The organism is uncultured Limnohabitans sp. (genome assembly GCF_937889215.1).
Lineage (GTDB): Bacteria > Pseudomonadota > Gammaproteobacteria > Burkholderiales > Burkholderiaceae_C > Limnohabitans_A.
The window spans coordinates 1-15,064 of record NZ_CALBEX010000302.1; the positions used below are offsets into that span (position 1 = coordinate 1).

General features: G+C 60.3%; 14 protein-coding genes and 1 pseudogene. 7 read left to right on the top strand and 8 right to left on the bottom strand.

Features of this window, described 5'->3' with window-relative positions; translation table 11 throughout:
* Nucleotides 1-22: 22 nt before the first annotated feature.
* Both Q0341_RS07665 and Q0341_RS07670 read left to right on the top strand, forming a co-directional pair.
* A complete protein-coding gene (locus Q0341_RS07665; RefSeq protein WP_299511759.1) occupies nucleotides 23-856 on the top strand; it encodes a hydratase in 834 nt (277 codons plus the stop codon).
* Nucleotides 857-859: 3 nt separating this feature from the next.
* Nucleotides 860-1,855: an asparaginase gene (locus Q0341_RS07670; RefSeq protein ID WP_299511761.1), complete on the top strand. Its 996-nt coding sequence runs from the start codon at nucleotides 860-862 to the stop codon at nucleotides 1,853-1,855.
* A gap of 7 nt (nucleotides 1,856-1,862) precedes the next feature.
* Here Q0341_RS07670 and Q0341_RS07675 read toward each other — a convergent pair whose 3' ends face one another.
* From Q0341_RS07675 to Q0341_RS07685, 3 genes are read right to left on the bottom strand one after another with little or no spacing between them, the layout of a single operon-like run.
* Nucleotides 1,863-3,056: an MFS transporter gene (locus tag Q0341_RS07675; protein ID WP_299511764.1), complete on the bottom strand. Its 1,194-nt coding sequence runs from the start codon at nucleotides 3,054-3,056 to the stop codon at nucleotides 1,863-1,865.
* Between the two features lie 57 nt (nucleotides 3,057-3,113).
* Nucleotides 3,114-4,091 (bottom strand): tripartite tricarboxylate transporter substrate-binding protein, encoded by a 978-nt coding sequence (locus Q0341_RS07680; RefSeq protein ID WP_299511767.1) that lies wholly within the window; start codon nucleotides 4,089-4,091, stop codon nucleotides 3,114-3,116.
* 42 nt (nucleotides 4,092-4,133) lie between these two features.
* A complete protein-coding gene (locus Q0341_RS07685; protein WP_299511770.1) occupies nucleotides 4,134-4,724 on the bottom strand; it encodes a carboxymuconolactone decarboxylase family protein in 591 nt (196 codons plus the stop codon).
* Between the two features lie 185 nt (nucleotides 4,725-4,909).
* On the opposite strand from Q0341_RS07685, the gene Q0341_RS07690 reads away from it, so the two are divergent.
* Nucleotides 4,910-5,608 (top strand): glutathione S-transferase N-terminal domain-containing protein, encoded by a 699-nt coding sequence (locus Q0341_RS07690; RefSeq protein ID WP_299511772.1) that lies wholly within the window; start codon nucleotides 4,910-4,912, stop codon nucleotides 5,606-5,608.
* Nucleotides 5,609-5,644: 36 nt separating this feature from the next.
* On the opposite strand, the gene Q0341_RS07695 is transcribed toward Q0341_RS07690, so the two are convergent.
* Genes Q0341_RS07695 through Q0341_RS07705 form a run of 3 tightly spaced genes read right to left on the bottom strand, consistent with a single transcriptional unit; the run spans nucleotide 5,645 to nucleotide 9,023 of the window.
* A complete protein-coding gene (locus Q0341_RS07695) occupies nucleotides 5,645-6,907 on the bottom strand; it encodes a flavin-dependent oxidoreductase (RefSeq protein WP_299511774.1) in 1,263 nt (420 codons plus the stop codon).
* A 22-nt stretch (nucleotides 6,908-6,929) separates the two neighbouring features.
* Nucleotides 6,930-7,910: a tripartite tricarboxylate transporter substrate binding protein gene (locus tag Q0341_RS07700; protein WP_299511776.1), complete on the bottom strand. Its 981-nt coding sequence runs from the start codon at nucleotides 7,908-7,910 to the stop codon at nucleotides 6,930-6,932.
* A 42-nt stretch (nucleotides 7,911-7,952) separates the two neighbouring features.
* A complete protein-coding gene (locus tag Q0341_RS07705) occupies nucleotides 7,953-9,023 on the bottom strand; it encodes an amidohydrolase family protein (protein ID WP_299511778.1) in 1,071 nt (356 codons plus the stop codon).
* Between the two features lie 94 nt (nucleotides 9,024-9,117).
* Between Q0341_RS07705 and Q0341_RS07710 the strand changes: the two genes are divergently transcribed.
* Nucleotides 9,118-10,044, top strand: a complete 927-nt coding sequence (locus Q0341_RS07710) for a LysR family transcriptional regulator (protein ID WP_299511780.1) — start codon at nucleotides 9,118-9,120, stop codon at nucleotides 10,042-10,044.
* Between the two features lie 62 nt (nucleotides 10,045-10,106).
* Here Q0341_RS07710 and Q0341_RS07715 read toward each other — a convergent pair.
* A pseudogene (locus tag Q0341_RS07715) lies at nucleotides 10,107-11,684 on the bottom strand (acyl-CoA synthetase).
* Between the two features lie 108 nt (nucleotides 11,685-11,792).
* Here Q0341_RS07715 and Q0341_RS07720 point away from each other — a divergent pair.
* From Q0341_RS07720 to miaB, 3 genes are all read left to right on the top strand, one after another.
* Complete coding sequence (locus Q0341_RS07720) at nucleotides 11,793-12,329, top strand: DUF2889 domain-containing protein (protein WP_299511788.1); 537 nt, start codon at nucleotides 11,793-11,795, stop codon at nucleotides 12,327-12,329.
* Between the two features lie 58 nt (nucleotides 12,330-12,387).
* On the top strand, nucleotides 12,388-12,969 hold the full coding sequence (locus tag Q0341_RS07725; RefSeq protein ID WP_299511782.1) for a YqaA family protein: 582 nt from the start codon (nucleotides 12,388-12,390) through the stop codon (nucleotides 12,967-12,969).
* Nucleotides 12,970-13,122: 153 nt separating this feature from the next.
* On the top strand, nucleotides 13,123-14,460 hold the full coding sequence (miaB, locus tag Q0341_RS07730; RefSeq protein ID WP_299511784.1) for a tRNA (N6-isopentenyl adenosine(37)-C2)-methylthiotransferase MiaB: 1,338 nt from the start codon (nucleotides 13,123-13,125) through the stop codon (nucleotides 14,458-14,460).
* Nucleotides 14,461-14,577: 117 nt separating this feature from the next.
* Here miaB and Q0341_RS07735 read toward each other — a convergent pair whose 3' ends face one another.
* Nucleotides 14,578-14,970 carry a gamma-glutamylcyclotransferase gene (locus tag Q0341_RS07735; RefSeq protein WP_299511786.1) on the bottom strand — a complete coding sequence of 131 codons (393 nt, stop codon included), beginning with the start codon at nucleotides 14,968-14,970 and terminating at the stop codon, nucleotides 14,578-14,580.
* Between the last annotated feature and the right edge of the window lie 94 nt (nucleotides 14,971-15,064).

Sequence of the window (15,064 nt, forward strand, 5' to 3'; positions counted from 1 at the left end):
CACTTGGCGTAACAATTGACGTATGAATTTGCAAATACCCATCCCAATCGAAACCGCGCTGCCCATGGCTCAACAAGCAGCCCAAGTGATTTGGGAGCACTGGCAATTGGGCCAGGTGCTGAGCGCCCTGCCCGAGGCCTGCCGCCCGTTGACACCCGCACAAGGCTACGCCGCCCAAGCGCAATTGCCCAGTGTCTCTGGACGCAGCGTGCTGGGCTGGAAAATCGCCGCGACCAGCGCCAACGGCCAGGCGCACATCAACGTGAGCGGGCCGCTGGCCGGTCGCTTGTTGTCCGGCCAAGTTTTTGAAAGCGGCGCCACCGTGCCGTCAGCCGGCAACCGCATGCGCGTGGCAGAGCCGGAATTTGCTTTTGCCATGGCGCAAGACCTGCCACCGCAAGCCGCCCCCTACAACCAGCAGCAAGTCATGGCCGCCGTGGCCAGCTTGCACCCAGCCCTGGAAGTGCCCGACTCGCGGCTGGAGCCCTTTACCGCAGCGGGCGAGGCGCAACTGCTGGCCGACAACGCCTGCGCACGTCAATTTGTTTTGGGTGCGGCCGCGCCCGATGTCTGGCGCGATCTGGACTTGAGCACCTACCCGGTGCAAGCCCGGGTCCAACACGGCAGCCAACTGAAGTACACCCGCGACGGCACGGGAGCCAACGTGCTGGGCGACCCGCGCATCGCCCTGACCTGGCTGGCCAACCAACTGTCCAGCTTGGGCATCGCGCTGCAAAAGGGCCATGTGGTGACCACGGGCACCTGCATGGTGCCGCTGGAACTTCAGCCCGGCGACAGCGCCAGCGCCGATTTCGGCCCGCTAGGCCGTGTACACATGATTTTTTCGGAGACTTGAACCATGACAAAACCCACATTGGCCCTGATCGGCACCGGTGGCACCATCGCAGGTGCGGCCAGCGCAGCATCGGTCAGCACCGACTACAAACCCGCCAGCCTCAGCCTGGCCGCCGTGGTCGATACGGTGCCCGAGTTGCGTGCGCGTTACGACATTGAAGTCTCGCAGCCCATGCAACTGGCCAGTTACGACGTGCGGCCCGAGCACTGGCTCGACTTGCACGCCGCCGTGATGCACGCCGCGAACAACCCCGATGTGGTGGGCATCGTGGTCACGCACGGCACCGACACGCTGGAAGAAACCGCGACCTTTTTGCACCTGAGCGTGGCCAGCGACAAACCCATCGTGGTGGTGGGCGCCATGCGCCCCGCCACGGCCTATTCGGCCGACGGCCCGGCCAACTTGCTGGACGCCTGCAGTGTGGCTGCCTGCCCCGGTGCGCGAGGGCGCGGCACGCTGGTGGTGATGAACGGGCGCATCCATTCGGGCCTGTGGGTGGGCAAACGGCATGTGAGCAGTGTGGAGGCTTTTGACAGCCCGCTGGCCGGCGCCGTGGGCGAGGTGGCCGATCAATCAGTGCAGTGGTTTCGCGCGGCCGCAAGGGCCCCTACTGTGGCTTGGCAAACCCCCACAGCCTGGCCCAGGGTGGACATTGCCGTGGCTTATGCCGGGGTGGATGAGACCGCGATGCGTGCCTTTGTGGCCGCCGGAGCGCGGGGCATTGTGCACGCCGGTTTGGGCAACGCCAACACGCCCACGGCTTACCGCGCTTTCATCCAGTCTTTGCCCGCGCAAGGCGTGCTGGTGGCGCGTTGCGCCCGCTTCATCACGGGCAGCGTGACACGGGCCAGCGTGTACGCCGATGCCGAGCACGGCATCCTGACCGCAGGCCCCTTGCCGCCCCACAAGGTGCGCATCGTCATGCTGCTGGGCTTGGCACACGGCATGGACGGCCCCGCGATTCAAACGTGGATCGACCAAATTTTGCAGGCCAGCTGAGCCGGGTTCAAGCCCGCAAGCGGGCGGGCCGTTGGCTCCAGAACAAGACCACGCCGCTGACACAAGCCACGACCATCAAGCCCACAAAACCGGCGCGGTAACTGCCAAACCAGCCCGACAAAGCCCCAAACACAGGCGGCCCCACCACCACGCCCAAAAACGTGAACGCCAGCGTGCCACCCGTGGCCATGCTGGCTTTGCCTTCAGGGGCACGGCGGGCCACCTCGGCCAGGTAGACGCCGTTCCAGCCAATGGCAGACGCACCAAAGGCCACCAAAATCGCCACCACCATGGCCTTGGGCGTGTCCGCACTCAAGAAGGCCGATGCCAAAGCGCCCAGCGCCATCATGCTGGCCAACAGCAACAGCATGCGTCGCGCCCCAAGCCAGCGATCGGCCATGTAACCCCAGACAATGCGCCCGCCCATGCCGCCCATTTGCGTGGCCGACAAAGCCAAGCCTGCCGCGACCAGACCATAAGACAAGTCGTCGTGCAAAAACGTCACCAAATAAGTGGTCAGAGACAGTTGCACCATGGAAAACATAAAAGAACACGAAGCCATCGTGTACAAGGCCCGGTGCGCCAACACCAGCCGAATGGGCTGCACCAAACTGCCCCATTGAACCAGCGCATCGGCTCGGCGGTCACTGTCGAGCCGCGTGCGCAACACCTGTGCGCCCCAAGCGCACAACATGCACACCAAAGCCACAGCCATCAAGCTCGCTTGCCAACTGCTCACCAGCAGCAGCGGGGGCACAATCGCGCCAGCCAACATGCTGCCCAAAGGCACGCCTGTTTGCTTGATGGAAAACACCAACGACATCTGGTGCGCCGGCGTGGTGCGTGCCAACAGGTGCGAGCTGGCCGGTGTGATCGGGCCATACCCCAGACCAATCAGCACCGCACCCAGCCCCATTGCGGGCAACCATGGCACCGCGCATAACAGCAACCCCACAGAACACAACAACAAACCCCATTGGCTGACCCGAATGGCGCCGAGCCGGGCCACGATGGCACCGCCCATCAAGGCAGACACCATGGCCCCGGCATAGGTGACCGATACGTACAAGCCGACCAAAGCAGGGGACACCTTCATGGCCTCGACGACCACAGGGGCCATCACAGGCAATGTCAGCAAGGCCATGGCCACCATCGCCTGGATCATCAAGGTCAGCAGCAGCGGCCAGCCATTGTTCAACATGCCTTCTCCCGTACAGGCGAGAGGGACGCCCAAAGGCTCCCGTCACTCAGTTCTGGCTCAATTGGCTTTGACGCCCGCCTTGACCAGAAGCCCGCCCAAAGTGTCAATTTCATTTTTCAGATGCACCCGCAAGGCTTCTGGACGCGCCAAATCGGAGCTCACCGCGGCGATGCCCATGCCCTCCAGGCGCTGGCGCACTTCGCTGTCAGACACCGATTTTTGCAAGGCCGAGGTCAACTGCTCCAGCGCCGATTTGGGCGTACCTTTAGGGGCATACAGGCCAAAGGAGATGTTGATGTCAAAGCCTTCCACACCGGCGTCGGTGATGGCGGGCACATCAGGCAATTGAGGCAAACGGGCTTTACCCGCCGAAGCATAGGCCTTGATCTTGCCCCCCTTGACCGAAGGCACGGTGCCAGAGGTTTGGTCGCACAAAATGTCCACCTGACCGCCCATCAAATCGGTCAGGGCTGGGCCCGTGCCTTTGTAGGGAATTTCATTGAGCTTGACGTTCAAGGCATTCATCATCATCAAGCCGCACAGATGTGAAGCCGAGCCCACACCCGCATGCGCCAAACTGACTTTGGCGGCATTGGCCTTGAGGTAGGCCACGAATTCATTGAGGTTTTTGGCCGGAAAATCATTGCGCGCCACGATCACCATGGGGCCACTGGTGGCGCGTCCAATCGGCTCGAAATCGTCCACCGGGTGGTATGGCAGGCTTTTGTACATGGCCAGGTTGGTCGCATGGCTGACGTGAATCATCAGCAAGGTGTAGCCATCGGGTTTAGCGCGAGCCACTTTGGCTGTGCCGATCGAGCCCGAAGCGCCTGCGGTGTTGTCCACCACGATTTGCTGGCCCAGGTGCTTTTGCATGGCCCCGGCAAATACGCGGGTAATGGTGTCACCCGGACCCCCTGCCGAATACGGCATGACCATGGTGATGGCGCGGTAGGGAAAGTCTTGCGCTGTCGCCTGAACAGCGGCGGCAGCCAGCAGCACGGTCAAAGCGGTGCGAATGAAACGAATGGGCATGCTTGTCTCCAGGTGAAGTGGGTCGAAAAAATTCAGGGGGAATCAGGCCAGCAAGCGCTGACGAATTTCCACAGGGCTCAAGACCTGCAAGGGTTCTGCGCCGCCGCCCGGGATGCCCACTTGTGTGGCATTGAGCAGCATGGACACCATCACATAGGTGCCCGACAAAACCGTGAGGTCCACCACAGCCTGCTCACCCATTTGGTCCACAGCCTCTTGCCACAAGGCATCGGGGACGCGGTGGTTCAAAGACAGCTGAACGCAGTAGTCGTACACCAGACGTTCGTCGGCTTGCATGCGGCCAGGGCGTTGGCAATTTTGTAAATCCCGCATGACCTCATCGGACAAGCCCGCCTTGCGGGCAATCGTCTCGTGCGCCCACCACTCGTATTGCGCATTCGAAATGCGCGCCTGAATCAGGATGGCGAATTCGTTCAGTCGCTTGTTGACCGAGGTCTTGAAGCGCAGGTAATCCAGAAAGTCAAACGCCCTGCGTGCCATGTCGGGGCTGCGCAACAAGCCGTTGTAAGGCCCCCCCAAGCCCGCACTGGAGACCTTCAAGATGTCATCCGCCAAAGGCCTGACGTCGAGAGGCAAAGCCTCATAAGTGATGGGTGAGAGTCTTTCGGTCATAGGGTTCGAATCCAATGGCTGGAACAAAAGCGCAGCGATGCCACGAGAAACGTTAAGGTATACATGTCCACCTTGACACACAGTCGCCCACATGACTGCCTCATCGCGCCACTCAGGCCGGGCTCGGCGACACTCGTTACTTGTCCGCGCCGCGTCTGGCGCACTTACTCCAAGGAACCCATCCCATGCTGAAATTTTTCTTCAACGCCGCCCCCAACCCGATGAAGATTGCCCTGCTGCTCGAAGAATTGGGTCTGCCCTTTGAAGCCGTCCCGGTCGACACGCGCAAGGGCGAGCAATTCGCACCGGAATTCTTGGCCGTCAACCCCAACGCCAAGGTGCCCGCGATCACCGATGGCGATGTGACCGTGTTCGACAGCAATGCGATCTTGTTGTATTTGGCCGACCGTGAACAAAAGTTTATGCCCGGCATGGCGCAAGCCAAAGAGCGCGGCGCGGCCTTGTCTTGGTTGCTCTTAATGGCCAGCGGCGTCGGTCCGTTTTCGGGTCAGTCGGTGCACTTTCGGCATGCGGCACCCGAGCCCAAAGACTACGCCCTGAACCGCTACGACTTCGAAGCCCATCGCCATTGGACCGTTCTAGAAAAGCACCTGGCGCAAAACACCTACATGCTGGGCGAGCACTACAGCATCGTCGACATGGCTCTGTGGGGCTGGGTACGCATGTTGCCTTATGTGCTGGGCACCGGCGACGCGACTTGGACACAATACCCCCACATCAAACGTGTGCTGGACCTGGTCAACGCCCGCCCTGCAGCACAGCGTGCCGAAGCTTTGAAGACGCAATACACCTTCAAGACCGAGATGGACGCCGACGCCAAGAAGTTCATGTTCCCGCAAAACGAGCGCTTGAACAAGGCCTGATCTGCCGCCTGCCCCAAGGGGCAGTTGGCCGCGCACTCAAGCAGGGGTCTTCAGGGCCTCGAGTGAAAACCCGGCGATTTTCTTGTAATCGTCGGAAATCTTGCGCAACTCGTCTTGGCTGATCACATCGTCGATGTGCCTGAAAGGCTCGCCCTTTGTCCGCTCTTCCACCACGATGTTGATGAAGTCGGGCGGTGTGCTGCGGTTGGTTTGCACCACCTTGGCCGTGAGCGGCCTGCGCACGGCTTCGTAACGGTGCAAGGCGGGCAAGGGGTCCTCGCCCGCCGCCACGCCGGCCAATTCATCGGCCAAGGTGCGGGCGTCGATCAATGCCTGTGCCGAGCCATTGGAGCCACGGGGGTACATGGGGTGGGCCGCGTCGCCCAGCAAAGTCACCCGGCCAAACGTCCATTGCGCGATCGGGTCTTTGTCAACCATGGGATATTCCAAAATAGACTCGGACTCGGCGATCAATTTGGGCACATCCAGCCAGTCGAAATGCCAATCTTCGAACAGCTTCAAAACATCTTCTTTTCGGCCAGCTCGGTTCCAGTCGTTTTGGGTGACGCCTTCTTCCATGCGGATCTCAGCCATCCAGTTGACCAACTGCCGCCCCTCATCATCAACCTTGTCCACGATGGGGTAGATCACCATCTTGCCCGTCTCGATGGAGCCAATGCGCATGTAGGTCTTGCCTGTCAGGATAGGATCGAACCGGGTCACACCGCGCCAAGTGTTGATGCCAGTAAAAACCATCTTTTCATCAGGATAAAACAAGCGCCGCACCGCCGAATTGACGCCGTCTGAGGCGATCAGCACGCGCGTGCACACGGTGGGCAGGTCTTGCCCTTGCGGGTCTTTGAAGGTGATGTTCACCGACTCGTCGGTTTGCACCATGCGGTCAAAGCGGTGCCCTGTGTGGACATGCTCGGGGCCCAAGCGGGCCAAGGCGGCGTCGAACAAGATCTTATGCAATTTACCCCGGTGGATACCCACCTCGGGCAGCGCGTAGCCCGCATGGCGGCCGCGCAACTCGCTGTAGATGAACTGGCCGTGGCGGTTGAAAAAGGCACTTTCGTAATTCTCAATGCCCGCGGCCTCCAAGGCCGGCTGCAAACCCAAGGCCGCCAATTCGCGCATGGCATGGGGCAGCAGCGTGATGCCCACGCCCAACTCACGCACCTGCTCAACCGCCTCGAACACTTCGCAGGCCACACCCCGCTGGTGCAGATGCAAAGCCAAGGCCAAGCCACCCACACCCCCGCCCACGATGGCGACCCCACAAGATTTAACGCTCATGCTGCTTGCCCTGTTATGGCCGTCAATCGGCCGAAATTTGTTTGGTGCGGATCACATTGCCCCAGCGCGGATAGTCATTGGCCGCAATGGCCGCCAACTCTGCAGGGCTGGTCGCCACAGCGGTCATGCCGGCTTTGCCCAGGATCTCCTTGACCTCGTTTTGGCGCAAGATGGCAGACATCTCGGTGTTCAAACGCGTGACCACGGCCGCAGGGGTTTTGCTGGGGGCAAAAAAGGCGTACCAGAGGTCCACATCGATGCGCTTGACGCCCTCTTCTTCAAAGGTTGGCACATTGGGGGCGATGGGATGGCGCTTAGGGCTGCCCACGGCCAGTGCATTCAAGCGCCCCGTTTTGACAAAGCCTTGGGCAATGTGCACTGGCAAAAAACCCACATTCAGTTCGCCACCAAGCAAGTCCTGGGTGTAGCCGGAAGACCCACGGTAAGGCACGTGCAGCATGAAGGTGTTGGATTCGAGCTTGAACAACTCCATGGCCATGTGGTGGGGCGTGCCCACGCCGGGTGAGCCGAAGCTGATCGCGCCGGGCTGGGCCAGCGCCCGCTTGACCAATTCGTGCAGGGTCTTGATGCCGGTCTTGGGGTTGGCCACCAACATCAATGAACCGTACGCGGCCATGGACACAGGTGCAAAGTCCTTGAGCGGGTCAAAGGCCACGTTTTTGTAAAGCTGAGAGGCCATCAACATGGTGTTGGCCCCCATCAAGATGGTGTAACCATCCGGTGCGGACTTGGCCACGGTCTCTGCACCAATGTTGCCGCTGGCACCGGGCTGGTTTTGCACCACCACGGGCTGACCCAAGCGTTCGCTCAGGCGAGGTGCCACCACGCGAGCGATGGTGTCCATGCCAGTGCCTGGTGTGAACGGCACGATGATTTTAAGGGTCTGGCTGGGGTAATTGCCTTGGGCAAAAACCCCTGGGCTGACACAGGTGGCCAAGGCGGCCGTGAGGGCCAGCAGTTGTCGGCGAGATGTGAATTTCATTTTTTGTCTCCTCAAGGTGGTTAAAAATCAAAGCTCAAACAGTCATGGGGCTGGTGCAATTTTGAACAAGCGCTCAGCGTTGTCTTGAAAGAACGCCTTGCGCACCTGGGGTGCCATGTCCAAGTTCTCCAGCATGGCCACTTCTTCGGGCACATATTGGTAGGGGTAGTCCATGGCATAAAGCACGCGGTCAGGCCCCATGAAGTCTTGGGTGAACTTGAGGGCAGCGCCCCACGCCACACCGCTGTTGGTGATGTGGAAGTTTTCACGCAGGTAGTCGCTGGGCTTTTTCTTCGTAGGCAAAACACTGGGATAACGTTGGGACCGGACGGTGGCCGCGTGCATGTAATCCAAGCGGTAAGCCCAAAACGGCAAGGCCTCACCCATGTGGCCCAAAATGATTTGCAGCTTGGGGAAACGATCGAACACGCCCGCGGTGATCAAGCGCAAGGCGTGCAAACCGGTCTCGACACCGAAGCCATAAATGGCACCATCCAGACCGGCTTCAATAAAGTGCTGGATCATGCTGTTGGGCATGGCGTTGGGGTGCAAATAAATCGGCGTGTCCATCGCCTCGGCCGCTTCAAAGATCGGCCAGAACTTGGTGTCCGACAAATACTCGCCCTGGGTGTGCGAATTGATCACCACCGAGTGCATGCCCAGTTGGTTCACGCCGCGCTGAATTTCTTTGGCCGCTGCCGCCGGGTCTTGCGGGGCCACGGCAATCATGCCCACCAGCCGATCCGGGTGGCGACGTGTGGCTTCAGCCAAGATGTCGTTGGCGACCGGTGCAAACGACACCGCTGTGTCCTTGTCCATGATTTGTACACCCGGTGACGTCAAGCCAATGACCTGCACATCCACGCCCGCTTCGTCCATGTGCTGCAAGCGCAGTTGGTCCAAGTCCACCAGGCACCGCATGATGTGCTGCGCCCGCTCGCTGGGGCTGCTCATGTAAAAGCCCATCAGGTGCTTGAAGCCCACATCGACATCGTCTTTGGCCAAGATGCGCCGGTAAATGTCCAGCATTTCGGGGGGCGAAAACGCCTCTTCAGTGGCAATGCGGCGGTAAGGGCGTTGGGGTAAAGGAATCTGGCGGGGGTGCTTATTCATCTTGTGCAGTCCTCATGAAGAAGTCGATCTTAGTCAATCCAATTTGCAAAAACAACTACCATATAAGAAATTCACTTATTCCAGATAAGATCAAATGGACCTGTACGAAAACTTCAGAGCGTTTGTCACCGCGGCAGAAAGTGCCAGCTTTTCGGCAGCTGCCCGCAAGCTCAATGTGGTCCCCTCGGTCATCGCCAAGCGGGTGCAAGACTTGGAACAACGGATTCAAGCACCACTTTTCATGCGCACCACCCGCAGCATGGAGCTGACAGATGTTGGTGAAGGCTACCTGCTGGAAATCAAAAACCTCTTGAGCAACACCGATGACGTGCTAAGTGGGTTGTCCAAAAACCGGGGCCACTTGGAAGGACACATCAAAATCAAAATTCCTGGAACTTTGGGCCAGCTTTACCTGAGCCCTGCGCTGCAAGATTTCATGCTGCTGCACCCTAATTTGCACCTGGAAATTCTGCAGGTTGACCGCTCCGTTAACCCACTTGAAGAGGGGTTTGATCTGGCTTTGGGTGCTTTGCCAGAATCATATGGCGGCGTTGTGGACATTCCTCTTTGTGCACTCGATCGCCACTTGTGCGCTGCGCCTTCGTATTTACAAACCCACGGCACGCCCCAACAAGCCTCCGATCTCTATGCACTGGACACCTTGGTTTACGCCACCTCGGGCAGTCGTTGGCAATTAATGGGGCCTCAAGGCCCCGTGATACTGGACCTGAAACCCAGAATAAAAACAACCGACGGGCATGGGTTACTTGAATCCACACGCAAGGGCATGGGCATTGCAGTCATCGCTTCCTACCTGTCTACCCCTGACTTGAAGTCCGGCCAACTGGTCGAAGTCTTGCCTGGCTATCGCGTCCCACAAATCTGGCTCAAGGCGCTTGTGCCTGAGCGTCGCTTGCAACTTCCCCGCATCAAGGAGCTGATCGAATTCCTTCAACACCACTTTTCCCAAGGCCTCATGCCATTGGGCACCAGCAAGTCGACCAGTCAAACATTGAGCTGAAAAAATCATTGAATTGGTGAGGGAAATCAGCATGCGGTCAAACACTGTGCGCCAGCAAAACTTCATGCATATCGCACCCGCAAGTCGCGCTTGAGCAGTTTGCCGCTTGGGTTCTTGGGCAGCGTGTCGGTGAAGACCACGCGCTTGGGTGTCTTGAAACCCGCCATGTGCTGCGCGCAGTGCGCGATCACGTCGGCCTCGTCCAGCGTTTGTCCGGTCTTGACCACCACCACCGCGGTCACGGCCTCGACCCATTTGGGGTCGGGCAAGCCGATCACCGCCACTTCGCTCACTTGCGGCAGGCGGTAAATCATTTCTTCGACCTCGCGGCTGGCCACGTTTTCGCCGCCGGACTTGATCATGTCCTTCTTGCGGTCCACCACGGTGATGTAACCCTCCTCGTCGATCATGCCCAGATCCCCGCTGTGGAACCAGCCACCCTCAAACGACGCTTGGGTGCGCTCGTCGTCGTGGAAATAGCCCAGCATCAGGTGCGGCGAGCGGTGCACGATCTCGCCCACCTCGCCCACGGCCACATCCTGCATGTCGTCGCTCACCACACGGGTTTCGACGTTGCGCACCGCCTTGCCGCAGGAGCCGGGTTTGCGCAGTTGGTCTTCTGGGCCGAGCATGGTGGCCAGGGGCGCGATTTCGGTCTGGCCGTAAAGGTTCCACAGCCGCACTTGGGGCAGGCGCGAAGCCAATTCCTTGAGCACCTCCACCGGCATGATGGACGCTCCGTAATAGCCCTTGGCCAGTTTGGCGAGCTTGCCTGCATCCATGAGTGGCGAGCGCAGCAGCGCAATCCACACCGTGGGCGGCGCAAAGAAGCTGGTGATGCCGAACTTCTCGATCATCGGCAGCAGGTTGTCGGGCGTGGGTTTGGAAGTGATGACGTTGGTGCTGCCCATGTAAATGGCCGGGCCAAAGAACACATCGAGCTGGGCGCAGTGGTACAGCGGCAGCGCGTGCAGGGCCACATCCGCCTCTGCAATTTCGGCGTCGATCACGCAGCTGACGTATTGCCACAGCACGGCGTCGTGCGTGAGCTGCGCACCTTTGGGAGATGACTCGGTGCCGCTGGTGTAGACGATCTGCGCGACGTCGTAGCTGCCCAGCCGCACATCGGGCAACGCATCGGTTCAAGCGGACAGCGTGTCAAAGCTGTGCATGCCCGCCACGGGCTCGCTCGGGTCTTCGGAGGGCAGCCAGATGAACTGCTGCACTTGTGTGTCCAGCTTGGAGGCGGCCTGTGCCAGCTCGGCCAGGCCGCTGTCGGTGGCCAGGGTCCTGGCACCCGCGTGGCGCAAGATGTAAGCCACCTCTTCAGACTTGAGCATGAAGTTGATCGGCACCATGACCGCGCCCCGGCGGGCCAGCGCAAAGCGCAGCGCGGCAAAACCATGCGAGTTGCGGGCCAGCACGGCGACCTTGTCGCCCTCGGCCACGCCAATGCTGGCCAGGCCTGCGGCCAGGCGCGTCACCAGCGCATCGAACTCGGCATAAGTCCAGGTGGTCACGCCGCACACGATGCCGGTTTTGGTGGGCAAGCGGATCGCGGTGCGGCGCAGGGCATCGGCAATGGTCTGGCGGCGAACGGCGGGGTGGAGGGTGGTGGCGGGGTGGGTCGGGTGTGACATGTTCAGGGCTCCTGCGTGGCTATGATCAAGTGATTCAACATCAGACACGCGAGATTTCCATTGGCACTTCCACCCCCCTCACCCCGTAAACTGTCACATACGCGAACCGTGGTGTACCAAGGCTACGACCGCGACGACGGCCTGTGGGACATCGAAGCCGAACTGACCGACGTGAAAACCTATGGCTTTCAGGTGCCCAACGAGCGCCCCTTCCCGGCCAATGAGCCGATCCACGGGCTGAAAATCCGCGTCACGCTGAACAACAAAATGGTCATCCAGGACATCGTGACCGCGATGGACGACATCCCCCACCCCGAATGCGCGGGCGCACCCCACGGCATGCACAAACTGATCGGCTGCACCATGGGCCCGGGCTGGCGCAAGGTCATCAACGAGCATGTGGGCGGCACCCAAGGCTGCACCCACCTTCGCGAAATGCTGTTCAACATGGCCACGGCCGCTTACCAAACCCTGCCCGCAGGCCAATGGCACCGACGCGATGCTGCCGGCCAGCCGCAGCCCGAAGTCACCCAAGCGCCCTTCCACTTGGGCCAATGCCACAGCTGGGCCTATGACAGCCCGACGGTGCAACGGGCGTATCCGATGTTTTTCAGGCCGAAACCGCCCCATGTCACCTCCGCCTGATGGGTCCCAAACCGGATAATGCGGGCTTCGCCCATGCGGCAAGACCCGAGGATGCAACGTGAAATTGTTTGGCGCACTGTATGACCGCGTGATGCTGTGGAGTCGTCACCCCAAGGCCCCCTGGTTTTTGGGCGGTATCAGCTTTGCAGAGTCTTCTTTTTTCCCGATCCCGCCCGACGTGATGCTGGCACCCATGTGCGTGGCCCAGCCCCAGCGTTGGTTCCGCTTTGCCTTGATCACCACGCTGGCCTCGGTGGCCGGTGGCGCACTGGGTTATGCCATTGGCGTTTGGGCCATTGATGCCGTCATGCCCTGGGTCACGCAAGCCGGTTGGGCACCCAAGATCGAGTTGGCCAAAGCCTGGTTTGTGGACTGGGGATTTTGGGCGGTGCTGCTGGCGGGCTTCTCGCCCATCCCCTACAAAGCCTTCACCATCGCAGCCGGCAGCATGGCCATGCCGCTCTTGCCCTTTGTCCTGGCCTCTTTCATTGGCCGTGGCGGCCGCTTCTTTTTGGTCGGCTGGCTGATGGGCCGCTTTGGCCCCGCCATGGAGCCCAAGCTGCGCCCCTTCATGGAATGGCTGGGCTGGGGCACGGTGGCCTTGGCCGCATTGGTCTACGCCTACTTTCAGCTGCGATAATCCACCCTCCCCAGCGCCCCAAGCGCTTTCCCTCAACAGCCTCTGGATCTACACCATGAACCGCTGCACTTTGGCCCTTTCTGGGCGTGCTTTACTTTGGCGTGCTTTGCTTTGCCTTGACTTCATCACCTCCCTTGCATCCGTGGAGGCTGCATGAGCAAGAAGGTCTTCATCAAAACCTTTGGCTGCCAGATGAACGAGTACGACTCGGACAAGATGGCCGATGTGCTGGGCGCGGCCCAAGGCTACGTGCCCACACAAAACGTGGACGAGGCCGATCTGATTTTGTTCAACACCTGCTCGGTGCGCGAGAAGGCGCAAGAAAAGGTGTTCAGCGATCTGGGCCGGGTGCAGCACCTGAAAGCCAAGGGCGTTTTGATTGGCGTGGGTGGCTGCGTGGCCAGCCAAGAAGGCGCCGAGATCATCAAGCGTGCCCCGTATGTGGACGTGGTGTTTGGTCCGCAAACCCTGCACCGCCTGCCCGAGTTGCTGAATGAGCGCGAGCGCAAGCAGCGCCCGCAGGTGGACATCAGTTTTCCCGAGATTGAAAAATTCGACCACTTGCCACCGGCCAAGGTGGACGGTGCCACGGCCTTTGTGTCGATCATGGAAGGTTGCAGCAAATACTGCAGCTATTGCGTGGTGCCTTACACCCGGGGTGAAGAAGTTTCGCGCCCCTTTGACGATGTTCTCGTCGAAATCGCCGGTCTGGCCGCGCAAGGCGTGAAAGAAATCACCCTGCTGGGCCAAAACGTGAACGCATACCGGGGCAAGATGGGTGGCACCGCAGAGATTGCCGACTTTGCGCTGCTGCTCGAATACGTGGCCGACATGCCGGGCATCGAGCGCATCCGCTACGTGACCAGCCACCCCAACGAGTTCACGCAGCGCCTGATCGACGCGTACGACAAGATTCCAAAGTTGGTGAGCCACTTGCACCTGCCGGTCCAGCACGGTTCGGACCGCATCTTGATGGCCATGAAGCGCGGCTACACCGCCATGGAATACAAGAGCATGATCCGCAAGCTGCGGGCGATCCGCCCCGACATGTCGCTCAGCAGCGATTTCATCGTGGGCTTCCCCGGCGAGACCGAGGACGACTTCAACAAGATGATGAAGCTGATCACGGATGTAGGCTTTGACACCAGTTTCAGCTTTATCTTCAGCCCCCGCCCTGGGACACCAGCGGCGAACCTGCACGACGACACGCCGCACGCCGAAAAATTGCGCCGCCTGCACCACCTTCAAGCGACCATCGAAGAAAACGTGCAACGCATCGGTGAAAGCCGCGTGGGCACGGTGCAGCGCATTCTGGTGGAGCGCCCTTCACGCAAGGACGCCACCGAGCTGGCGGGCCGCACCGAGTGCAACCGGGTGGTCAACTTTCCAGGTGGCCCGAACATGGACCGCCTGATCGGTCAGATGGCGGATGTGCGCATCACCCAAGGCTTGTCGCACTCGCTGCGCGGTGAGTTGGTGATCCGCGATTGAAGCTGGGCGACATGCCGGGATGATGGAACGACCGGTATTTTGCAGGTCGGTGGCTTCAGCTCTGACGCAGCACACCGCAAAAGCATGTCGGGGCTGAAGCCGCCGACCTACAAGGGATCAGGACTCCCGCCCGACTTCGCGGATGTAGCGGCGGTAGTCGCCGTGCGCGATGGCTGTGCAACCGTCCACCGGGCGTTTGTACACATAGGTTTGCACGGGCTGGCCGTGCAACTGGCCAGCCGCCACGGTCACCTGCTCTCGCCAGTATTGCGATGCAGCGCGGTCACCGGGCACCATGTCTTCCACCACGTCGAGCCGGGCCAGGTGCAGCTCATCCACTTCATAGACTTCGCCCGTGACCAGGCCATCGCCTTGCAAGAAACCGGGGTAGCGGCCCACATCGACCAAGCGGCCGAGCACTTGGGCTGCTGCCACAAAACGGGCTCCCCCCATTTGAGCTTCTAAACGCAAACCAGGCAGCAGGGTGCCGTAGATGAAAATGAAGGTCATCTTCTGCAAATCACTGGGTCAGCGCGGCATGCCGGGAAAACCCCCGCCGCCGCCCATCATGCCTTTCATGGCACCCATGCGTTTCATCATCTTC